The sequence below is a fragment of the Peribacillus sp. NPDC096622 genome, assembly GCF_044762665.1.
GTDB classification, from domain to species: Bacteria; Bacillota; Bacilli; order Bacillales; family DSM-1321; genus Peribacillus; species Peribacillus frigoritolerans_B.
Genome location: NZ_JBIWES010000004.1, coordinates 69,450 through 92,692 on the forward strand (window position 1 = coordinate 69,450; position 23,243 = coordinate 92,692).

A 23,243-nucleotide genomic window follows, 5' to 3' on the forward strand; every position below is an offset into this window, starting at 1 on the left:
CATTTAGATTTCCTTTAAGACACAAAGAGGCACCTAACCAAAATGAAATGACATGTTGGTTAGGTGCCTTCAGTTTTTCTGATCAGCCCAATGATATATTTTCTTCAGCTTCTACTGGTAAAAGCCTAGCTAAAAAACGATATCTTTCTTTTAAGGAATATTTATAAATATCCTCGATTGAATCTTTCATTAATTTAGACTTTTCTTCTTTTGAAAATGACCCATTCTTTATAATCATTCTTGCTTCAAAAAGGAATTCAAGATATTCTTCATATGATTCATCATATACTTTACCTAGGTCATTCCGTATTTTTTTTGCGAGCGTTGGACTTGCTCCATTGGTAGAAACACTTATGGAAAGCATGCCTCTATTCAATGTGGCCGGTATATGAAAATTACCCAACTCATGATTGCTGATTACGTTAACCAACTGACTTTCGGATACGTTCTCGTAAACTCGTTCATTTACTTCAGTAGAATTGGTAGCAACAATGATTAAAAATGCATCTTTATAGTCAGTTTCTTCCACTTCTTTAAGTAAGACCCGAATCTTACCTTCTTTCTCCAACAGTTGAAAACCTGTGCATATTTCGGGGCTTACGACGGTAACTTCAGCACCAGCTTCCAATAAGGGGCCCGCTTTAAAGTAAGCTATTTTACCACCGCCGATGATGACACACTTTCTGTTCTCGATATTAAGCGTAATTGGATACATAGGCTCCCTCCCCACTCACTTCATGAATTCGTTCCGATATTGCTTGTTCAATCTTTGGGTGATAACCTAAATATCGGCAAAGTATGATTTTTTGCTTCCCCTTTTTTTGGAGCTTTTTTATACTATTTTCAATCGACTGCATTAAGAGACCTGTAAACAATAGGTAAGGAATGATAAATACTTGGTTTGATCGAGATCCCTCTGCAAATTCCAATGCTTCTCCAAAGCTTGGTGTGCCAGCTGTCAAATAACACTCTTGCACCCGGATTTTTGGAAACCTGTTCCTTAGCAAATCGGCCAATCGAGACAAATCCCTTTTCACGTCGGGATCACTGCTGCCCCTTCCAACCAATAAAACCAAGGAATCCTCCGTAACACTTACATTTGTTTCCTCCAACCGTTCCACTAAAATGTCAACCATTTTCTCACTGACACCAATCGGCCTTCCGTATTTCAAGTCAACGGCAGGATACCGTTCTTTCATTTTATTCAATATGACTGGAATATCATGTTTTGCATGTACAGCTGTCAGCAATAGAACTGGAATGGCCAATATTCTCGTCGCACCTTTTTGGATGCATCGTTCGTAGGCCTCTTCAATCGTAGGGGTTTCCAATTCCAAGAAGCAATACTCTTGAATGGAATAGGGCTGTGCTTGCATACAAACTTTAATAAAATCAATGGCTTGGGCTGAAGCTTCTTTAACACGGCTTCCATGGCAAATATATAAAATGGCTTCCATTAAAAGGCCTCATTCGCCAACAAATTTTCGGTTTGTTTTCCTTCAAACCATTTGATTTTTTCCCGTAAATTGACGACATCTCCCACGACTATCATGCAAGGGTTCGAAATTTGTTCGTTATTGGCGGTTTCCACTACTTTAGCCAACGTACTGACAACTGTTTTTTGCGTTGTTAATGTACCCCAATGAATAAGGGCTACCGGAGTCTCTGGGCTTTTTCCATGTTCCAAAAGTTTTCCTTGAATATATGGCAGGTTTTTAACACCCATATAAATGGCTAATGTATCGATTCCTTTTGCAAGGGATTCCCACTTGATATTATCCTCTTCATCTTTTTTCCGATGACCGGTAACAATTGCAAATGATGAAGCATGGTCCCTATGTGTAACTGGAATTCCCGCATAGGCTGCAGCAGCGATTCCAGCCGTAATTCCTGGTACGATTTCAAAGCTCACGCCATTTTTGGCAAGGGCTTCCGCTTCCTCACCGCCTCTTCCAAAGACGAATGGATCGCCGCCTTTCAAGCGGGTGACTATTTTTCCCTTTTTTGCATATTTAACGAGGAACCGATTGATGGTATCCTGCTGCAACAAATGATAATCCGGCAGTTTACCGCAATTAATCAGCTCGACACCCTCTTTTGCATGATTCAAAAGTTCTTTATTGACAAGTCGATCATATAAAATGACATCAGCTTCTTGGATGCATTTTAATCCTTTTAATGTAATTAAATCTGGATCTCCGGGACCGGCTCCTACTAGATATACTTTCCCCATTTTTGCATCCTGCCTTCCCTTAGAGAATTGTTTCGAATTCCGATAAAACGAAACCTGCTCCATTTTTAATTTTCCTTTTTTCATATAGTGAGATGTCATCCACTTCAGGCATTTTCAAATAATGCTTTTCCAGCTCGATATCAACAAGTTCAAACGCCTTTTCATCTGAATCGGCAACAATGATGACATGAATTGGTTTTTCCTTGATAGTAACTTCAAAACGGTATAGATTCATGGAATGCTTACCTTCCCCTATTAAACGGCCACTTTCGCTAATATATCATCAAGTTTACGTTGTAATTCGTCTATCCCTACCCTTTCCACAAAATCGAGGAAGGTTTCGGATAGAAGTTTTGTTTCTTTGAAAAATAGGATCATTTCTTTCAAAACTTGATGGAGCTGTTCAGCTTCCACTTTTCCTTTAAGTTTTTCATTGAACTTCCCGCCCTCATTCAGCGTTCCTCCAACGTATATTTCAAAAGCCTCGACCACCTTTTTATCTTGGTTTTTCATTTTTATGCCTTGCAGCCCTATTTCGGCGATCGCTCTTTGACCGCAATTATTCGGACAGCCGACCATATGCATCCTTACAGGTACATCGAGTTCTATTTCCTTGTCCAGTGATTCAGAAATGGTCCTCATTCGGTTTTTCGTTTCCACGAGCGCCAGGTTGCAATACTCGATGCCTGTACAAGAAACGGAATAACCAATGAATTTCTTTGGTTGATATGGAAATCTTTCAAAGATGGCTTCCTGCTTTAATTTCTCAAGTTTAGCATCAGGCACATTGGGAATGATTAGATTTTGAGAATTACAGTTACGGATTTCACCATTTCCATATTTTTTTGCAAGTTCGGCAAACTCAATCACTTCGTCTGGATTTAGACGACCAACTGGTATGTTGACTCCAACATAGTTCAGACCATCTTGCTTTTGTTTATGGATGCCGTAGAAATACCCTGCATTCCATCCCTTCACCGCACTTTCTCCCTTTTCAGGAAGCGGACCGGTGTATTCCAGCAATTTTTCCTTGAATTGTTCAGGGCCCCAGTCAGCGACAAGGAATTTCAATCGCGAGCGATGACGCTTTTCACGGTACCCAAAGTCGCGGAATATCGTCGTGATGGCGGCCGCCACTTCCACTGTTTTTTCAGGTAAAATGAATAAATCAAGTTCCTCTGCCAGCATCGGGACGGAGGAAAGCCCCCCGCCTACTTTAACATGAAAACCAACTTCCGTTACCCCATCAATTTCTTTAGTGGCTGGATTGAATGAAACACAGTTGATTTCAGCATTTGAAGCATTATGGATATTGGCACTTATGGACATTTTATATTTCCTCGGAAGGTTCGAATAGTCTTCGTTAAGGCGGAAATACTCAAATACATCATAAAGTACCTCGCGTGTATCAAAAAGTTCATCAGGATCGATGCCTGCCAGTGCATTACCGATGATATTACGTGTTATATCACCACAAGCACCAGCCGTAGTCAATCCAACCTTTTCCAAACGATTCAAGATATCCGGGACTTGTTCGATGGTCAGCCAGTGGAATTGAATGGCTTGACGGGTTGTAATGTCATATACATCCCTCCCGTAATCTTTAGCGATGTTAGCTAGAGTTATTTGTTGATCATAAGTCAGGATACCTCCGGGAATTACGACTCGCATCATCCAATAACCAGCTTCTTTAGGCCGTTGCAGGTATAGACCTGCCCATTTGAACATATCCCATTTCTCTTTAGGGATGGAATCAAAACCATTTGCTGCGTAATGTGGAATATCATCAAATATCTTCAAGCCGTCTTTTTCCAATTTCCAGATTTCCGTTTTATTTTTAGCGATTAGTGGATTTTCCGACCAAAATTTTTCGTAAACCATTACATTTCCTCCTTGATTAAATCGCTTTCTTTGCTGTCAAATAGCCGATTACCTGTTCAACGCACTCTTCAATGCTGTATTGGTCGGATTCTAAAATGATTTCCGGTCGTTCAGGTTCTTCGTATGGAGAGTCGATTCCGGTAAAATCTTTAATGATGCCTTTACGGGCCTTGTCATAAAGCCCTTTTGGATCACGCACTTCGCACTCTTCGATCGGACACTTTATGTATACTTCAATAAACTCCCCTTCTTCGAGTAAATCACGTACAATCTGCCGATCTGCCCTGAAAGGTGATATGAAAGCGGTCAATACGAACTGCCCACTATCCACGAATAACTTGGATACCTCACCGATCCGTCTAATATTCTCCGTTCTATCCTCTTCAGAAAAACCTAAATCTTTATTTAAACCGTGGCGGATATTATCACCATCCAAAACATAACTTCGAATATTCCGATTGTATAACTCTTTAGCGACCGCGTTTGCAATCGTTGATTTTCCGGACCCCGATAGTCCTGTAAACCATAGAACCGTGCTTTCATGCCCGTTCTGCTTCCGTCGGTGCTCCTTGGTCAATGACGTCTCATGCCATGTGACATTCGTACTTTTACTCATTTGATAATCCCCCTCTTCATTTGACCCTTCCATTTATGTCCAATCAGTTATAAACTTCATTTTTTTTAAGACCTTCGATCAACACCTCGATGACTTCCTTACGGCTAAAGGTTGCTGGAGGAATTTCTCCATTACGCAACATTTCCCTTACCTTCGTTCCAGACAGGATGACATGGTCTTCCTTGCCATGCGGGCAAGTTTTAGCGGAAGCCATATTGCCACATGCTTTACAGTAAAAACTATGTTCAAAGAATAATAGCGTGATTCCTAACTCATCTGCGTTAAAGTTCCCGAAGATTTTTTGAGCATCGTATGTGCCATAATAATCGCCCACACCCGCATGATCACGTCCGACGATAAAATGGGTGCAACCATAATTTTTACGGACCATCGCATGGAAAATGGCTTCTCTAGGTCCTGCATAACGCATGGCAGCAGGGAAAACTGCAAGGGAGACGCGATCCTTAGGATAATATTTATCAAGCAGCACTTTATAGCTTTCCATTCTTACATCTGCCGGAATGTCATCTGATTTAGTGGCACCAACGAGAGGATTTAAGAATAAGCCGTCGACGATCTCCAATGCTGTCTTTTGAATATATTCATGTGCACGGTGAACAGGGTTCCTCGTTTGGAAACCGACAACCGTTTCCCATCCTTTTTCAGCGAAAGCCTTCCTTGTCTCGACTGGGTCCAAATAATGAGCTTGAAATAGCGGACGCTCTATTCTCTTGATCAACTTTATTTCCCCGCCGACATATACATCCCCGCGGTTATATAAATTTTTCACTCCAGGATGCTTCTCATCATCTGTTTGATATACCAATGTCGCTTCCAATTGCTTATCTGGAGTGTAAATATCGGAAACGGAGAGAACCCCGTATGTTTCACCTTCATGGGTTAATGTTACTTCTTCACCTATAGTGAGGCTTTCTGCAGTATCTTCGGTCAAAGGCAGCGTAATCGGGATGCTCCATACATGTCCGCTGCTAAGCCTCATATCCTTTACCACTGTATCATAGTCACTTTTTGTAAAGAATCCTTTAATCGGGCTGTAGGCACCAGTGCCTATCAATTCAAGATCGCTTAAAGCAATTTCATCGATTTCGATTGACTTCGTTATTTTACTAAAATCATATTTTGGTTCCCAAAGATCGATTAATGTTCCTCCGTGCGGTATACTGATTGTCATGCTAATTTCCCCCTATGGTTTCTATTTATTTAAGATAAATGCAATCCGCATTCCGTTTTTTGAGCTCCTTGCCAACGGCCTGACCGTAAATCATCTGCATTGAAGGCAGGTGCAGTACACGTTTTACATCCAATGCTCGGATATCCATTATCATGCAGGACATTATATGGAAGTCCATTTTTGTGGGCATAGCGCCAAACATCTTTCCATGTCCAATGTATGAGTGGGCATATTTTAACTGATTTGAACTTATTATCCTTATTGATATACTCGGTCTTAGCCCTTGTTTCGGATTGCTCCCTCCGCAGTCCCGAAAGCCAGGCTGTTGCTGTTGAAAGCACATCAGTAAGCGGAATGATTTTACGGATGTTACAGCACTTATTGGAATCTCTAAGCCATAGTTCATCGCCATATTCCGCCGCTTGTTCCTCAAGCGTCAAGTCAGGTTTCTTCATTTCGATCAAAAGCTTCGGATATCGCTTCTTCACTTCCTCGATCAATTGGTAAGTTTCCTCAAAATGGACATCTGTATCAAGAAAAACTATTTTTGCCGAAGGATTGACCTTCGCCAATAAATCCGTAAGCACGATGCCTTCAATACCAAAACTGCAAGCATAAATCAGTTTGTCTCCGTAATGGTCATTCGCCCATTGCAGAACTTCCAAAGCACCTTTTGTCTCACTGCCTTCAGGAAATACAGGGAAGTCCCCTGTATTGAAATTTTCATAGTTTATTAATGCAGCCAACTTTGTAGCCCCCTCTAAAAACTTGCTGTATCAGGTTAGAGTAACTGTTGATCAATTCCCGTTGTAATATTCCCCGGGTTATTTGAATCTAGGAAAAAGAGACGAATCTAACCAATACTCTCTTTATATCAGTTAAACCCGCCTCTAGTTTTTCTAGTCAGCAGATACCTTATTTAATTCTTAGTTTTTCATTTCTTTCCATTTGAATGATTTTACCATCCTGGACAATAAGTGTAATGGATCCATATTTCATTGAAGTAAGCATTTCTTGAAGTCGTTCAAAAATTTCTTCAAGCTGATTCTCTTTATCCAAACCAGTTCCTCCTTTAAGAAAATCCGCGAATATTTTATTTTAAATTTCTTAGATTTATATAATTCCATACAACCTTACATTGTTATGGTCTGCCTAAAATTTTCACAAAAAACAAAAATCTTTCCATGATGGAAAGATCGCAAGGTAAATATCTTTACCTTATCTTCCAAAATGATCAACATTTTGTTGGAGGTAGCACCTTGCATCCATCATGCAGGTTGCTGGACTTCAAAGGGCCAATTCCCTCCGTCGCTCTGGATAAGTTTTATTATTTTAAATATTAACATATATTTAATCCTTGTCAATGGAGTTTTCTTATAAAATAACTTGGTTTAATATTATGGATGAACTGTTATTTTTATACACTCTATTCAATTTATGATTTTATGTTCATATAAATACGAAAATAGACTCGTCTTTTTAGATAAAGTCTCCAAAAAAATGAGTCTATTTTCATTAATAAGCCTATTATTGACTCGTGTTATTCTAAAAAAAATTTCTAGGGTTCAGTCTTTTTATAGAAGGAATTAATTTATTTAAGTCATTAATTTCTTAACTGTATCGCTTCTACAAATTCTTGAACCTGACTCTGGACGCGATCAATTAAATGCAAATCATTGATCGGGTTTTCTGGATTCTGTTTATCTATTTCCTTATCAACAAAATAAATCCCCTGCAGCGGCTCGCCTTTTAATATTGAAATTAATGGTTTAAGCGCATAGTCAATCGCCAATAGATGCCTGTTACTTCCACCAATCATGATTGGCAGCACCGGCTTACCCTTAAAAGCACCTTCTGGCAGCAAATCAATCAAGGCTTTCAATACACCTGTATAAGAAGCCTTATAAACCGGTGAACCTATAATGACTCCTCTGGCTGCTTGAATTCTCTCTGAAAGCTTTGAGATATCCTCGCTATTATATTTGCCTTGGAATAAATCATCTGCTGTGAAATCCGTAATCGAGAAATAAGCTGTAGTAAATCCTGCATTTTCGACTAATGATTGAATATGTTTTAGTGAAATGTCCGTTCTTGATGGAATAGCCGGACTTCCTGATAAAATCACGATATCGCTCATTTGATACCCTCCAATGTTACATGATTTCCAGATAAAATTTTCTTAAAGCATTTCGTGAAGTATACATTTATCGTAATTGTCTGAAAAATATAAGTCAAATCTTACACTCTGGACATCTACTCTTAATGAAAAAAGAAACGGTCATATTTACGGCTTGATGCTCATGCCCTTAAATATGACCGTTTCATTATGTATGATTTTGTTTCCCATGAATACCATATACCAAAAGTTGAGCAATGCTCTTAATTCGTTCAGAAGTAAAATATGGCTCCTTTTTTTGTTGATGGATCTCATAATGTGTAGATAAAGCCAATGTGAAAGAAATGATCCCTACATTAAATAAAATAATATCAGAGATATATTGTATCTCTCCGCTATCTATTCTCTTCTGTATTTCAATATGCCTGGCATTTGGTTTGAAAATCTGATCTACATATTGCTTTGAAATATCTTGATCGAATTGTGTTTCCCTAAATAATATCGAAAACTGTTCTTTATTTTCAAGAATTTTTTTTATCATGGTGGCAACATGATTCTCCACTAGATCATCCGTGGATAGATGGCTAGCCCCATCTTCGGATTCCTCTTTTTCATTAGGGGTAATTGTAGCCAAAAGCAAATCTTTTTTGCTGTCAAAGTATTTGTAAATAGTAGCTTCGGAAACATTGCATGCAGAGGCAATTTCATTCGTTCTTGTCATGTCAAAACCTTTAGTGGCAAAAAGAGTCCGGGCTACATTTATGATTCGTTCTTTGGTTTGCTGCCCTTTTTTCAAAAATATCAACCTTCTTTTATAAAGATAAGACCGGTTTCACCCATCTATTTCCCATGATATATCGCTGGTATCAATCGGTCAATATTACCTTTGATCTATTAGAATTCAATATTCCCATATATCATAAATAGAAAACATCGTCTGGTTGGGACAATGTTTTCTATTTATGAATATCACTTAAAAGATGCATAGCCATCATCGACCATGACTACACTTCCATTGATCGCATCCGCTTCCTCTAACGATAATAGATAGACGGCATTTGCAATGGCTTCTGGCTTAATCAATTCACCGCGCATTTGACTTGCATTCAATTTATCGATGATTCCCATGTCTTTATAACCTTGTATGATAGGAGTGTCAACCCCGCCCGGCGCAATGCCCACAACGCGTATGCCATAAGCACCCAATTCCAAAGCTGCTGTCTGTGTCATCATTCTTACAGCGCCTTTAGTCGCCTGATAGGCAAAAGTCCCATGTGAAGCTAAGTAGCCAAACACAGAAGCGGTATTTATAATGACTCCCTTGTTACCCAGTTCCTTCATTTTCCGTCCTGCTGCCATGATTCCAAAGGCCACTCCGTGCTGGTTCACTCCAATCGTTTTGTAGTAACCTTCCATATCTTGGTCTAGGATCATACCGCCCGCACCAATGCCGGCATTATTAAACATGATATCGAGCCTTCCGTATGTTTCCACTGCTTTATTGATTAACGATTCAACATCTTCCTGCTTAGAAACATCCGTTTTAACATAAATGGCCACTCCGCCATTAGCTGTTATCTGATCAACGGTTTCCCGACCCATTTCTTCATTAAAATCCGCAACAACGACATTGTCCCCTTTTGCTGCGAATTTCAGGCATGTGGCTCGGCCTATACCGCTTGCTCCCCCTGTAATAATTGCAACTCTTGCTGTCATATACATTCCCCTTTCAAATAAGTAAGTGATCACTTACTTTTTATTATAAAAGTGAAGAATAGTAAATTCAAGCAATATGTATTTTTATAGAGTTTTGAGCTTTCAAAAGTAAAGCTGTCCTATTAATAGGACAGCTTCATTTGTTTAGCAGGTTTTCAATTCGACCTTACTTACGGATGTCTTCACCATTTCAATGAAAAGTTGAAGGAAGCGACCATCACCTGTTAATTCTGGATGAAATGCACTTACGAGGACATGGTCTTGTCTCGCAGCCACTACATTCTCTTCATAAACAGCCAATACTTCTACACCTTCTCCAACTTCATCAGCAAATGGCGCCCGGATGAATACTGCCTTATAAGGGTCTTCCATTCCTTTGATGGATAGGTCAGCCTCGAAACTTTCCCGTTGACGTCCAAATCCGTTCCTTTTCACGGAAATGTCCATTAGTCCGAGATAGGCCTCCTCATCGCCAGTCAATTCATTGGCCGCCAATACCATCCCAGCACAGGTACCGAAAATAGGTTTTTTACCTTCGAAGAAAGTTTTGACCGGTTCCATAAATCCATAACGATCCATTAGCTTCCTCATCGTCGTGCTTTCTCCGCCTGGAATGATCAAGCCATCGATTTCCCGCAACTGTTCCGGTTTTTTTACTATAATCGCTTGTTCGCCGGCATCTTTGATTTGGTTCAAGTGTTCTTCAACCGCTCCCTGTAATCCTAAAACACCGATCGTTATCATATTACCATCCACGTTCCTGCATCCGTTCTGCCGGAGCTAGTTTGGAAATATCAATGCCTTTCATTGCACTGCCCAATTCTTTGGACAACTTGCCAATCAACTCATAATCGGTGAAATATGTAGTCGCTTGAACGATTGCTGATGCGAATTTTTCCGGATTTTCAGATTTAAAAATACCGGACCCAACGAAAACGCCATCTGCTCCCAATTCCATCATCAATGCTGCATCTGCTGGAGTAGCAATTCCGCCAGCTGCAAAGTTAACTACAGGCAATTTACCTGTGCGTTTGATTTCTCTTAGAATTTCAAATGGGGCTCCAATATTTTTTGCCTCTGTCATTAATTCATCATCACTCATGATGCTCACTTTACGAATTTGTGACTGTACCTTTCTCATATGACGCACAGCTTCCACAATATTACCCGTACCTGGTTCTCCTTTTGTACGAAGCATTGATGCTCCTTCACCAATACGGCGTGCAGCTTCGCCTAAATCACGGCAGCCACAAACGAAAGGTACTGTGAAATCACTTTTTAGAATGTGGTATTCTTCATCAGCAGGAGTCAGCACTTCACTTTCATCGATATAATCGACTCCCATGGATTCAAGGACCCTTGATTCAACAATGTGACCGATCCTTGCTTTAGCCATGACCGGGATGGACACTGCATTCATTACTTCCTCGACAATTCGCGGATCTGCCATTCTAGCTACTCCTCCAGCCGCACGGATGTCGGAAGGAACCCTTTCCAATGCCATGACAGCGACAGCACCTGATGCTTCTGCGATTTTTGCTTGTTCTGCGTTAATGACGTCCATAATTACGCCACCCTTTTGCATTTGTGCCATTCCTCTTTTTACTGTGTCAGTACCTAATAATTTTTCCATTTCTCTTCCCCCTAATATTTGCATTTTTTAGATTTGTTAGATTTAGTATAAAAAATAGTTGACCGCATTGAAAGTGTCAGTTTTAATAAATTTAATGGTGTCAGCAATAAATTTCTCTAAAAGGTGGAAACAAAATGAATATGCTTTCTTGTGATTTAAATCGGTTAAGTGAAGTACCTTTGTATGAACAATTATATTCACATATTAAAAAAGAAATCATAGATGGCCGTCTTCTTTTCGGCACGAAGCTCCCTTCCAAACGGAAATTGGCAGAGTTCCTTCAAATAAGTCAAAATACTGTCGAGACTGCATATGAACAATTGACTGCTGAGGGATACGTAGAAGTCATACCAAGAAAAGGGTACTATATTCAAACATTCGAGGATTTGGAATATACACAAACTAGCCAAGTATCCTTGGAAAAAAGCAATCATAAAGAAGGGGAATTGCTGTATCATTTTCATCCCAGCCAAATTGACACGGAACACTTCCCATTTGAAAAATGGAGAAAATACATGAAAAGCAAAATCGATGAATCGCATCAAGATCTTCTTTTACTAGGGGATAATCAAGGGGAATATGAATTACGATGTGAAATCGCCCATTATTTGTATCATGCACGTGGTGTACAATGCGTTCCCGAACAGATCATCATTGGTGCAGGAATGGAAATCTTATTGCAGCAGCTTGTCCTTCTTTTCGATAAAAATGCGATCTATGGTGTTGAAGATCCTGGATACCACTTGATTCACCGGATTTTACGCAGCTACCCAAATGAAGTCCATCCACTGCAAATTGATGAAGAAGGCGTAAAGGTGAACCAAATTGAAGATTCAAAGATCGACGTCGTGTATGTCACACCCTCACATCACTTCCCCAATGGGACGATCCTATCCGTTAACAGACGGACGCGATTGTTGAACTGGGCTCAAGGTGCAGCAAACCGCTATATTATCGAAGACGATTATGATAGTGAATTTCGTTATAGTGGAAAAACAATTCCTTCCTTACAAAGTATGGATGCTGGTGATAAGGTGATTTATTTAGGGTCATTTTCCAAATCATTGATGCCATCAATTCGGATCAGTTATATGGTTCTTCCCGCTCCATTGTTACAAATGCATCAACAGGAATTGTCTTTTTACCATTCAACCGTTTCTCGGATTGATCAACATGTGTTGACACAGTTCATGAAGGAAGGGGATTTCGAAAAGCATTTGAATCGCATGCGGAAAGTTTACCGTCGCAAGTTGGATAAAGTGATCGATCTGTTTAAACCCCATCAACAAATAAAGATCATTGGTGAACGGTCAGGATTGCATATCGTCCTCATCGTTAAGAACGGCATGGATGAACAGACACTTATTCAAAAGGCAAAGGAAAATCAAATTAAAATTTATGGACTATCGACATATTCAATCGAAAAAATTGAGGAACACTCTCCTAAAATCATATTGGGCTTTGCAGGGATCCCTGAATCCGAATTGGAAAAAGCTATTCACCTTTTATTGAACTCATGGGGTTTATAAAGAAAAAGAAGTTCACTGTCGTGAACTTCTTTAGTTTGAGTGAAATGAAGAAATTTGCGTCACTCCCACTGAATGTCTGGGTCCAAGGCCCCGTTTGATGCTTGCAGTGAGGAGTTTTTGGCTTGACTTCGACCGAAAGGGAACGGAATCATAATGTGTACCGCAACATGTATGTTCCGGAATCCGAATAATGCGTTGACGGTCAAAAAATTCCTGAATGGTCGAATAAATCACGTTTTAGGACGACAGACTGCTTCGGCTGAAGATAACTGAGACGGTTTTTTTAATTAAAATCTGCAGGCAAACTCGCTTTCCTTCGAGTTTGCCTGCAGTCTGAGAATTTCACTCTTGTGGGATTTTTTTAGCTTTTAGATAAATACTGTTCCATCATATCCTTCGGTACCATGCTCCCGCCGGTCGCCCAGATGATATGTGTGGACCGGTTCATTTTATCCAGAAGTTTTTGATCCATAAGGTATTCCCTTCCTCCAGGAGCTGACAAAAGTTGTATCGGACCAAATGCTCCTGCTAGGGCAGATGGCTCTAAATAATGACCTTCCGTCTCTGCCATTTCCCTGAGCAGTTCGAATAACCTTCTATCCTCTATGGTATAGCTGCCGCTTAACATGGTCGTCATCATACTGGAAACCAATGCTGAAGGCCTTCCGACGGCAAGACCGTCCGCTTCCGTCTTATTATCGATACCAAAGTCCTTCACCGAGACTTTGTCATGAAGTCCTGTCATCAATCCGAGCGTCATGCATGGTGAATGTGTCGGCTCTGCAAAAAAACAATGTACATCATCTTCAAAGGCTAACTTGAGCCCATATGTTATGCCGCCGGGCCCGCCGCCGACTCCGCATGGTAAGTACACAAACAAAGGGTGATCTTCGTCTACTGTAATGGACATATCTTTCAGTTGTTTCTTCAGGCGAGTTGCAGCCGTTGCATATCCCAGCAGCAAATCCACCGAATTTTCATCATCAATAAAATGGCAATTTGGATCAAATGATGCTTCTTTACGGCCTTCTTCTACAGCTTTACTATAATCATCATCATATTCCTTTACAACGACACCAAGACTTGTTAATTTATCCTTTTTCCACTGCTTGGCATCTGCAGACATATGGACCGTTACTTTAAATCCCAGCTTAGCGCTTATTATTCCAATACTCATTCCTAAATTGCCGGTTGAACCGACAGCAATCGAATATTTTGAAAAAAGCTCCTTATATTCATCATTCGCAAGTACTCCATAATTATCAGTCCGCTTTAAACCACCATGCTTCATTGCTATTTCCTCAGCACGTTTTAAGACCTCATAAATACCTCCGCGTGCCTTGATGGAACCAGATATAGGTAAATGACTGTCACATTTCAGCAAAAGTTTCCCAGCCATTTTAGTTCCATAGGATTTTTCCAAGTTTTTTTGCATAAATGGAATCTCGACTAGTGGTGATTCAATGATCCCCTTCATTGGTTCGGTTTCTGGAAATGCTTTAATTATATAATTGGCGAATCTATTTAATCTTTCTTCAGCCGATTTAACTTGTTCAGCTTGGACGATTGGATTTTCTTGTTTGTTACCGTAATGCGGATTCGTCCAGAAGACTTCATTCATTTCCATCAAATTAGTAAGTATAGGATCTTGCGCTTTCCATTCGATAATCGATAAACCTGCGATTTTATGCATCTCCACACAGTCCCTCCCGGAAAGTAGTATTCATCATCTACTATATCTCAACAAACTGCAATAAAGATTACAATTTTCACTTTTTTACGAATAATCAGCTTAGAAAGTTAAATCCACTTTTAATTTCCCTCGGACACTATTAATGAACCAAATTTCCTCAGCGTTATTGAGCTCAGCTTTTGAAATGGGTTTTTCCTTGATTTCCTTCTTCCTGATCAATTCTTGACGAAATGTTCCAGCAAGCAGACCTGCTTCCACCGGGGGGGTATAGAGGTCACCATTTATCTTCACCACTACATTTCCATTCGTGAATTCCGTGATGAATCCTTCTTCATTCCAAAGCAGAATATCCTGGAAGTCGGGATTATTCATTTGAAAGCCTTCATATACATCACGATTGGTGGTTTTATGAAATAGAAATGGATTTGCACTTGATATTGGAGCTTCAGCCAATATGGCCGTAAATTCTGGATCAAGGGGCTTGATTGGTTGTCCGGAGACTTCAATTTCACCATTTTCTTGTAGTAATACCCTTACCTTTTGCAACGCCCCGTGGTTTAATTCCGCATACTTTTGGAGCCGATCTCTAAGATGTAATTCAGAGAATCGGTAATCGAAGTACTCAGCGGATTGTTTCATCCGGTCGATATGATCATTCAACAAATAATATTCGCCATCGCTGAGCTTTATCGATTCCAATAGTTTGTAAGCAGGCCTTTCCACAGTCAATAATTTGGCTTTTAAAAAGGCTTCGTCATATTCTTCCGATAACTCGGAATCCCAAGTGATCCCCCCGCCTACCCCATACTCGGCCTTCCCTGTTTCCTTATCGATCACGACCGTACGAATCGGCACATTAAAAACGGCTTCGGATTCAGGAGTGATGAACCCGATCGCACCGCAATAAACTTCACGTGGTGAATTCTCGATATCAGCGATAATCTCCATCGTTTTAATTTTAGGCGCCCCTGTTATCGATCCACAAGGAAAAAGGGCCTTGAATATATCAATGATTGTTGTTCCTGGATTCGTATCGGCTGTAATCGTGGATGTCATTTGCCAAACGGTCGGATATTTTTCAATTGCCTTAAGCTGTGGAACCTCGACACTTCCTGGTTCCGCAATCATTCCCAAATCATTTCTGAGCAGATCCACAATCATGTAATTTTCGGCTTGATTCTTTTCCGAGGCTGCTAACCATTCTGCATTGAGCTGATCCGATTTCAGTGTCGTTCCCCGCTTTACCGTCCCCTTCATTGGCCGTGTAATCAGCTGACCATCTTCCCAACGAAAAAACAACTCGGGTGAAGCCGATAGGATTCGATGTGTACCCACATTCAAATAGGCACTATAGTTCGAGCGTTGAGCTCTCTTCAAACGTTCAAAAAAAGCGAAGTCATCTCCTTCGAACTGGGATTTCAAACGCATCGTATAATTGACTTGATATGTATTGCCTTTCTTGATTTCTGATTTTATTCTTTGAAATCCGGAACGATAGGTATTTGAATCCGTTTCTGATTGCCATTCAGCTAAATTAAATGCCCCGGTCATTTTTTCAGGTATTTCCTCTTCCGGTTTATCAAAAATCCCGAACCATAATAATGGCATTTGGGCTCCATCTTTTACTTTAAAAGATTTTTCAAAAGCAGGTGCCGCTTCATAGGAAACATATCCCGCTGCATAATGCCCCTGTTCGATCGCTTCCTGGACTTTTTGGAATTGGGGAAGGACATCCTCAATTGAATGGGCGGTGATCACTTTTTTCGGGTTCGCAAAATATAGAGGCCTGCTGTCACCTTGTTTATCTGTGAAGTGAAATATTAAGGATAAAGGATCTTCTCGTTTCATTACTCTCTCCTATCTTTGTTTATGAAGTAAATCGGTATGTATTTTACAAAAAAGCTTGCAGACACGGAATCTGCAAGCTCATTCTTTGACACTTATTTCATTCCAGTAACCTCTGCAATGATTTCATAAGAACGAAGGCGTGCATCCTGATCATAAATGGCAGAGTTTATAATCATTTCATCCGCCTGGGTTTCATCTAAAAAGGTCTGCAACTGCTCTTTTACCTCTTCCGGGTTTCCTATAATGGAGGCATTAAGTTGTTTCATGACAATGGCCTTTTCATATTCTGTCCAAAGGCCTTCCATCGTATCAACTGGAGGAGCAAGTTGTCCTGGTGTATTACGGATCAAATTCAAGAATTGCTGTTGATAAGATGTAGCAATCCTTTGTGCTTCTTCCGAAGAATCGGCTGCAAAAACATTGACACCAACCATGACATAAGGTTTATCGAGAACGTCGGATGGTTGGAAATTATTACGGTAACGAGCTAAAGCTGGTTGGGTATTTTCAGGGGAAAAATGGCTTGCAAATGAAAATGGCAATCCCAGCTGAGCTGATAATGCTGCACTGAAGCCGCTTGAACCAAGCAGCCAAATGGGAATGTCCTGTCCTTCCCCAGGGATGGCACGCACACGATTATGTTTAGAATCCGCATCCAAATAACTACGGAGCTGCGCCAATTGTTCAGGAAAATCCTGACCGTTATTACGTACATCACCCCTGAGTGCCATGGCCGTATATTGGTCGCTTCCCGGAGCTCGCCCAAGTCCCAAATCTATTCTACCAGGATACATTGCTTCCAATGTTCCAAATTGTTCTGCAATAACGAGCGGGGCATGATTCGGCAGCATTATGCCGCCAGAACCCACGCGAATGCTTTCCGTTTTTCCTGCCACATAGCCTATAAGCACTGACGTTGCAGAGCTTGCAATCCCAGGCATGCTATGGTGTTCTGCAACCCAGAACCGGTTATAATTCCATTGCTCCACATGCTTGGCTAAATCTACTGTATTTTTAAAAGCTCCCGAAACTGTACCACCCTCAACAATAGAAGCTAGGTCCAGAACGGAAAAAGAAATGTCGCTAAGTTTTTTTGCATGTTGATCAGCATTCATATCTTCATCTTCTTTCTTTCAATTATGATAAATTGGACGCAAAGCCATCATATAGAAAATACACGCAAAATGCACACAAAATGCTCGAGGGGATTAACTGTTAAGGATTTCCCTGGCAATCAATCGAAACGAATTAAGCCGATCCTCCAACTTATGAGTGATGGTTATCAGCATGATTTCATCTGCTTGATATTTCTCCTGAATCTCCAATAGGCGATCTTTAACTTGTGAAGGGGTACCAAAAATCAATTTTTTATGCATGGTTTCCATCTGTGTTTTTTCTTTTTCAGTCCATTCATGATTCCTTACCTCTTCTATACTTGGAACCTGCTTCATTGCCCCATGTCCACTTTGAATCTTCCATAGGGTGTTGCTGAGGGCGATTTCTTTCGCATATTCTTCCGTTTCAGCACAAATGGCCGATACCGTAACAATCGTTTTAGGTGCTTTGAGTAACCCTTTTGTTTGAAAGTGCTCACGGTACTGTTGAAAACTCTGCACGCCATCATTTTCACTCATGAATTCACCAAAGGCGTATGCAGTTCCATTCTCAGCGGCAAGTTTTGCACTTTTTCCGCTTGTTCCCAATATCCATGGTTCAGGTGATACCATTGGGATAGGAGCAGCAGAGACATTTGAAAACGGATGTTCATTCGGAAATTCATCTCTAATAAAATTCAGCAGTTCTTGAACAAGTTCGGGCATTTTGTAAACATTCTGAAGAAAATTATCGGATAAGGCCATCGTGGCTTCGGCAGATCCACCAGGAGCACGTCCCATTCCTATATCAATCCGGCCTGGAAAAAGAGTGGCTAGCATATTATACGTCTCTGCTATTCGGTATGGCTTATAATGTGGAAGCAGCACTGCCCCTGATCCAATCCGGATATTTTTTGTTTGTGCACCAATATAGCTTATCAAAACCTCTGGAACGGAACAGGCCAATCCCGGCAGATCATGATGTTCAGTAAACCAGATTCTGCTATAACCCAGTCTATCTCCTTCTTGCGCTAGTTGAAGTGAAGCCTGCAAAGCTTCTTGTGCTGATTGTCCGGATGCAATTGGGGATTGATCCAAAATGCTCAATTTCATTTTGTTACCTCCTTTCTTGGCTTTCGTAACATAATGGTAAATCATAACTAGTCGAAAGTCGCCTGAAACGCTTGCTTTGTTATTTTAGTTTGCAGCCTTTAGCAAAAAATATAAGGAGATGAATCCAAATTGGGGAGTATAAGTAAATAATATATTCTAACGAGGTGTTTGTTTTAATATATCAATGACGTAAGGGACTGAAGTAATCGTCGCTTATTCTATCGAGGTCTTTTTAAGGATATATGTTAAAAAGAAAAGCCCTTTTTAAGGGCTTTTCAGGAGCTATTCACTTTTTTTGAATTGAGATAGTAATTCATCCGCCATTATTTGTGAATCCAAACGAGCCGCTATAAATGGGGGATGAACCCGATTATTGGACTCTACGGGCAATCCTAGCCAGATAACTCGATTATCAAAGATGATAAAGGAAAAGGAAATAGGTGAACAAATAAAATGATCCGGGATGATATCAGGGTTTCTTTTTGCTGATATGATCGTCAATTTCACTGCTGGATTCCGTTTTATTAAATATTGCTGCCATTCTTCCGACAAACTGTTCAAATCCGGTACAGCGATAACGATCCCATGTTTTGTTGATTCAATATCTTCCTGAAAATCCCCCAATTTACGGGCATGCATCCATCGCAATTTCGGGTGCTGGTGGTTAACCCAATTTCCAATGTCTTTCTTTGATACAATCTGATCATTTTGAATTTGATGATCGACAAGCTGACGAAGTGTTTTACTGCGATAAACGTGTTTGTTAACAAACGAAGTGTCACATACATGTACGAACTTACCCTTAGTCCTTGTTATGGCCACGTTAATCAGCCTTTCACTTTCTCTCCCTGTCAATAACATTCCAGCCCTGTTTTGCGGATAACTATCAACAGTGTCAAAGATCATCATTTCACGTTCACTTCCCTGGAAACGATGTACAGTTGCAGCGATGATATCCGCCGTTTGCCGTTCTTTTTCATATAAGTCATCCAATAGTTTTTCCATCAATTCTGCCTGAGCCCGATATGGTGCGACATAACCAATTGACCTTGACCCGCCCACATAAGCTTCATGAATCAGCTGAAAAGATAAAAGCAATTGCCATAAATTCATTCTTGAGTGGGAGGTCCGTTCAGTGATGCAATATTCCCCTGCAAAACTAGTATCGAGAAGTGCCGCTGCCCTATTGGCAAACGGTTCCGCCAGCATTATGCCCTCCCTGCTAGTCGCAACACTTTTATGATCGCCAACAAAATTGTTATAGACGACACGATTAGTGAATGCTGAAATTTCCGGATGCATGCGGCGCTGTTCCTTTAATAGGAATAAATGGGGATGGAGTTCTCCTTCTTCAACAGACTGGGCGACACCGGCCCGATGAAATATGTCTTCCTTCAGCCATAGTTTCACGAGGGAATCACGAGCCGAAGCAATGGGTGGCAATTGTTTGAAATCACCACAAACGATAATATGCTTGGCTAACGCTGCAGCAAAAGCCACTTGAGGTACGTAAGCCATACTCGCTTCGTCCAAGATGACCAGATCATACTCCTTTTGATAAACCGTTTCGTCATTTGCTGCTTTAGCTAAGGTCGTCCCGATGACTTTTGCTTCTTTTACGAATTGAATCTCTTTTTGGCGGATTTTCTCCAAGACTTTGGCCAGCTTTTTCTCTATCTCAATTAATTGATCTGTATCCCTTTTACTGAAGGACCCTGCCAAGTCATATTTTAATAGACGTTTCTCTTCGCCAAGCTCTTCTTTTTCTTTAATTAATGTCGGTTCATGTTTACCTAATAATTCCCCCGTAACAATATCATCATGGATAGCTAGTGATTCACCGATTTGAGATCCATAGCGAAGCACATCGCCTTCTTTGAAACGATCCTTCTTTTTAATGAATGATGAAATTTCAGCCATCAAAACATCGACTGCCTGGTTGCTATGGGACAAAACCAGAACTTTTTTAGCTTGTAAATAATGATTGGCTACTGTACGAGCCAATGTATAGGTTTTTCCTGTTCCAGGGGGTCCCCAAACAAAAGTGACAGGATTGAACTTCGAGCGGGCATATAATTCTTTCACACTGCTTTGTTTTTCGGTTAAAGGATGTTTTTGCGGCATGGACGGATCCATCAGGCGCTTGATCCGAAGCCTTTTCCTTTTACTTCTCTTGATTTCATCCAAGCGGATGTTCAATTGCTCCAGCAATTCCCAGGGATCATGGTATAAAAAGGCTTCACCGATGATATCGCCTAACGAACGATCAAAAACAATGATTATACTTTTCCCTTCCGATGAGAGGATCCTTCCATCCTGTTTAATCCCTCCCCATTCCAATCGAACGAGGGAACCGACAGGGATTTTTACCGATGAACCTGTTTCAAAATAATAGTTGAAGGAACCTTCACTTGTAAGCAGATGGCCGTTCGAAACCAAGTATTTTGTGCTGCCATATTTTTTCAAATGCAGGATTTCAAGTTGAAGTGCCTGCTGCCATTCTTTTATATAATTTACTGTCGAATTCATTTTTCACTTTCCTCACAAAATATGCCATTGTAGTACAAAGAAACTGGCCCATTGGCTAGGCTCCGATGTTGAAAATAACGCTGTCATCATCACTTTTTTCGCGAATTACCTGTTTCTTTTGCATATAGAATAAGGCCCAATCAAATTGATTGGGCCTTTCCTACGCCAATGTTTTAACTATAGCATTTTTTATAACATCATACCATGGGCTCTTTTGGAAGAAATGGTTTAGATTAGCCTTCTGTCAACTCAGTGAATTGGTCGACGAGATCACTGAAAATCTTCATTGCATTTTCGATTGGATCAGGTTTAGTTAAATCTACGCCTGTTTTCTTAAGAAGCTCCAATGGGAAATCGGAACTCCCGCTTTTCAAGAAGGTCAAATAACTTTCAAGTGTTTTTTTGTCCCCAGAAAGGATCTTATCAGCGATCGTAATGGCTGAAACGTAACCAGTAGCATATTTGTAAACATAAAATGGACGATAAAAGTGTGGGATGCGAGACCAGCCATACTTCACTTCTTCATCGAAAATTATTTCATCTCCATTATATGCACGAAATATCGATTCATAGGCTGTATTAAAAACCTCGGCATTTAGAGGTTCATCATTTTCAGCTTTTTCATGTACAATCTTTTCGAACTCCGCAAACATCACTTGTGTGAAGAATGTTCCTTTAAAACTATCTATGAAATGGTTAAGTAAATGTTTTTTCTTCTGAACGTCTTTTGTTGTCTTAATTAAATGGCGAATCAAAAGGATTTCATTCACAGTGGAAGCAACTTCAGCGACAAAAATGGAATATCCAGCACTTATTTGCGGTTGGTATTTTGAGCTATAGTATGAATGCATGCCATGTCCGGATTCATGTGCAAGTGTAAATACGCTGTCTAAATCATCACGGTGATTTAATAAGATGAAAGGGTGAACACCATAAAGTCCTAAATTGTAAGCACCTGAACGTTTTCCAGGTGTTTCCCTGACGTCGATATATCTGTTTTCCTTAAAGGTTTTAAGGATCGTTATATACTCTTCGCCAAGAGGTTTCAGTGCCTCCAACATTAAGGAAAAACCATCATCGTAAGAAATCTCCTCTTTAGCCCCTTCGACTAATGGTACACTTAAATCATAAGCACGCAATTCTTCTACACCCAGCAATTTTTTTCTTAAATGAATGTATTTATGCATGGGGCCAATATTTTGCTTAGTAGACATAATCAAATTATCATATACCTCTTTTGGAACTTGATCTCCAAATAAGGATTTTTCCAAGGCAGATGGATAATTTCTTAGTTTTGAAAGATTCACATTATTTTTGATTGCCGTGGAAAGTGTGGAAGCGATTGTATTCTTCAATTGTACATATGGCTGATAATATGCGAAATAGGCCTCTTTTCTTTTATCGCGATCATCATCTTCAATCAATTTGGAATACATTCCTCGCGTCAGCTCTACCCTCTCGCCGTCTTCATTCGTAACTTCCCCAAACTTTATATCAGCATTGTTGATCATCCCGAACGTTTTTTGTGGAGCTGAAAAGGCTTCGCCTATTTGGGAAAGCACCTCTTCCTGTTCTTTCGTTAATACATGGGCTTTATAGCGGAAGGAATCCAGTAGATCCTCCTCAAAATATTTCAAACCCTCGATTTCATTTATGTACCCTTTTAATGTGTGTTCTTCCAGGCTCAAAAGAAACGGCATGAAAAATGCAGAAGCATTGCTTATTTTCTGCCCTAACTTACCAGCTCGATCCAGCAATGCTTGTGATGAGGTTACCCGCGTATCCAGATCCGCTTGCAGCATGGCAAATACATATAGCTTATTATAAATGTACCCAAGTTCCTCACTTAATCGTAAATACTCGAACAAATCTTGAGCTGACTTAATATGCCCATCGTAAGTTTTTAACTTTTCTGTCATCTTCAGGACTTCTTGATAATCTTTATCCCAATTACCCTGATCTTCGTAAATATCCTTTAAATTCCATGTTTCTTCTATTTTTATTTCGTCGCGTGATTTAAACGTTTGCATATCGTCTGCACTTCCTTTCA

21 protein-coding genes and 1 riboswitch are annotated in these 23,243 nt (G+C 40.3%); of the genes, 1 reads left to right on the forward strand and 20 read right to left on the reverse strand.

Going from position 1 to position 23,243, the window contains the following annotated elements:
• Nucleotides 1–82: 82 nt before the first annotated feature.
• The 14 genes from ACIQYG_RS09235 to pdxS form a co-directional block, all read right to left on the reverse strand.
• A complete protein-coding gene (locus ACIQYG_RS09235) occupies nucleotides 83–715 on the reverse strand; it encodes an NAD(P)-binding protein (protein ID WP_402837312.1) in 633 nt (210 codons plus the stop codon).
• Entirely contained in the window at nucleotides 696–1,457 is a 762-nt protein-coding gene (locus ACIQYG_RS09240; protein WP_402837314.1) for a sirohydrochlorin chelatase, read from the reverse strand. The genes ACIQYG_RS09235 and ACIQYG_RS09240 overlap by 20 nt, the downstream gene beginning before the upstream one ends.
• Entirely contained in the window at nucleotides 1,457–2,233 is a 777-nt protein-coding gene (gene cobA, locus ACIQYG_RS09245) for a uroporphyrinogen-III C-methyltransferase (RefSeq protein ID WP_402837316.1), read from the reverse strand. The genes ACIQYG_RS09240 and cobA overlap by 1 nt, the downstream gene beginning before the upstream one ends.
• A 19-nt stretch (nucleotides 2,234–2,252) precedes the next feature.
• Nucleotides 2,253–2,468 (reverse strand): DUF3906 family protein, encoded by a 216-nt coding sequence (locus tag ACIQYG_RS09250; protein ID WP_034306935.1) that lies wholly within the window; start codon nucleotides 2,466–2,468, stop codon nucleotides 2,253–2,255.
• 20 nt (nucleotides 2,469–2,488) lie between these two features.
• On the reverse strand, nucleotides 2,489–4,114 hold the full coding sequence (locus ACIQYG_RS09255) for a nitrite/sulfite reductase (RefSeq protein ID WP_402837319.1): 1,626 nt from the start codon (nucleotides 4,112–4,114) through the stop codon (nucleotides 2,489–2,491).
• 16 nt (nucleotides 4,115–4,130) lie between these two features.
• A complete protein-coding gene (cysC, locus tag ACIQYG_RS09260; protein WP_098185935.1) occupies nucleotides 4,131–4,730 on the reverse strand; it encodes an adenylyl-sulfate kinase in 600 nt (199 codons plus the stop codon).
• Between the two features lie 43 nt (nucleotides 4,731–4,773).
• Nucleotides 4,774–5,922: a sulfate adenylyltransferase gene (sat, locus tag ACIQYG_RS09265; protein WP_402837322.1), complete on the reverse strand. Its 1,149-nt coding sequence runs from the start codon at nucleotides 5,920–5,922 to the stop codon at nucleotides 4,774–4,776.
• 29 nt (nucleotides 5,923–5,951) lie between these two features.
• Nucleotides 5,952–6,668 (reverse strand): phosphoadenylyl-sulfate reductase, encoded by a 717-nt coding sequence (locus ACIQYG_RS09270; RefSeq protein ID WP_402837324.1) that lies wholly within the window; start codon nucleotides 6,666–6,668, stop codon nucleotides 5,952–5,954.
• A 169-nt stretch (nucleotides 6,669–6,837) separates the two neighbouring features.
• A complete protein-coding gene (locus ACIQYG_RS09275; RefSeq protein ID WP_402837326.1) occupies nucleotides 6,838–6,981 on the reverse strand; it encodes a YezD family protein in 144 nt (47 codons plus the stop codon).
• Between the two features lie 156 nt (nucleotides 6,982–7,137).
• Nucleotides 7,138–7,246, reverse strand: a riboswitch (SAM riboswitch).
• A 279-nt stretch (nucleotides 7,247–7,525) separates the two neighbouring features.
• Nucleotides 7,526–8,059: an NADPH-dependent FMN reductase gene (gene ssuE, locus ACIQYG_RS09280; RefSeq protein WP_249597777.1), complete on the reverse strand. Its 534-nt coding sequence runs from the start codon at nucleotides 8,057–8,059 to the stop codon at nucleotides 7,526–7,528.
• A gap of 187 nt (nucleotides 8,060–8,246) precedes the next feature.
• Nucleotides 8,247–8,834 carry a TetR/AcrR family transcriptional regulator gene (locus ACIQYG_RS09285; protein WP_402837329.1) on the reverse strand — a complete coding sequence of 196 codons (588 nt, stop codon included), beginning with the start codon at nucleotides 8,832–8,834 and terminating at the stop codon, nucleotides 8,247–8,249.
• A gap of 173 nt (nucleotides 8,835–9,007) precedes the next feature.
• Nucleotides 9,008–9,754 (reverse strand): SDR family NAD(P)-dependent oxidoreductase, encoded by a 747-nt coding sequence (locus tag ACIQYG_RS09290; RefSeq protein WP_402837331.1) that lies wholly within the window; start codon nucleotides 9,752–9,754, stop codon nucleotides 9,008–9,010.
• 144 nt (nucleotides 9,755–9,898) lie between these two features.
• The gene (pdxT, locus tag ACIQYG_RS09295) at nucleotides 9,899–10,498 is read right to left on the reverse strand and encodes a pyridoxal 5'-phosphate synthase glutaminase subunit PdxT (protein ID WP_402837885.1); all 600 of its coding nucleotides are present in this window, start codon (nucleotides 10,496–10,498) and stop codon (nucleotides 9,899–9,901) included.
• A gap of 1 nt (nucleotide 10,499) precedes the next feature.
• The gene (pdxS, locus tag ACIQYG_RS09300; protein WP_402837333.1) at nucleotides 10,500–11,387 is read right to left on the reverse strand and encodes a pyridoxal 5'-phosphate synthase lyase subunit PdxS; all 888 of its coding nucleotides are present in this window, start codon (nucleotides 11,385–11,387) and stop codon (nucleotides 10,500–10,502) included.
• A gap of 134 nt (nucleotides 11,388–11,521) precedes the next feature.
• Here pdxS and pdxR point away from each other — a divergent pair, with 134 nt between their 5' ends.
• Nucleotides 11,522–12,916, forward strand: coding sequence for a MocR-like pyridoxine biosynthesis transcription factor PdxR (gene pdxR / locus ACIQYG_RS09305; protein WP_402837334.1), 1,395 nt, complete (start codon nucleotides 11,522–11,524; stop codon nucleotides 12,914–12,916).
• Nucleotides 12,917–13,277: 361 nt separating this feature from the next.
• On the opposite strand, the gene ACIQYG_RS09310 is transcribed toward pdxR, so the two are convergent.
• From ACIQYG_RS09310 to pepF, 6 genes are all read right to left on the reverse strand, one after another.
• On the reverse strand, nucleotides 13,278–14,609 hold the full coding sequence (locus ACIQYG_RS09310) for a D-serine ammonia-lyase (RefSeq protein ID WP_402837887.1): 1,332 nt from the start codon (nucleotides 14,607–14,609) through the stop codon (nucleotides 13,278–13,280).
• 99 nt (nucleotides 14,610–14,708) lie between these two features.
• Entirely contained in the window at nucleotides 14,709–16,457 is a 1,749-nt protein-coding gene (gene pabB, locus ACIQYG_RS09315; RefSeq protein ID WP_402837336.1) for an aminodeoxychorismate synthase component I, read from the reverse strand.
• Nucleotides 16,458–16,549: 92 nt separating this feature from the next.
• Nucleotides 16,550–17,572 (reverse strand): LLM class flavin-dependent oxidoreductase, encoded by a 1,023-nt coding sequence (locus ACIQYG_RS09320; RefSeq protein ID WP_402837338.1) that lies wholly within the window; start codon nucleotides 17,570–17,572, stop codon nucleotides 16,550–16,552.
• A gap of 93 nt (nucleotides 17,573–17,665) precedes the next feature.
• A complete protein-coding gene (locus tag ACIQYG_RS09325) occupies nucleotides 17,666–18,664 on the reverse strand; it encodes an LLM class flavin-dependent oxidoreductase (RefSeq protein ID WP_402837340.1) in 999 nt (332 codons plus the stop codon).
• Between the two features lie 282 nt (nucleotides 18,665–18,946).
• A complete protein-coding gene (locus tag ACIQYG_RS09330) occupies nucleotides 18,947–21,193 on the reverse strand; it encodes an AAA domain-containing protein (protein WP_402837342.1) in 2,247 nt (748 codons plus the stop codon).
• Nucleotides 21,194–21,426: 233 nt separating this feature from the next.
• A complete protein-coding gene (gene pepF / locus ACIQYG_RS09335) occupies nucleotides 21,427–23,223 on the reverse strand; it encodes an oligoendopeptidase F (RefSeq protein WP_402837888.1) in 1,797 nt (598 codons plus the stop codon).
• Nucleotides 23,224–23,243: the final 20 nt, after the last annotated feature.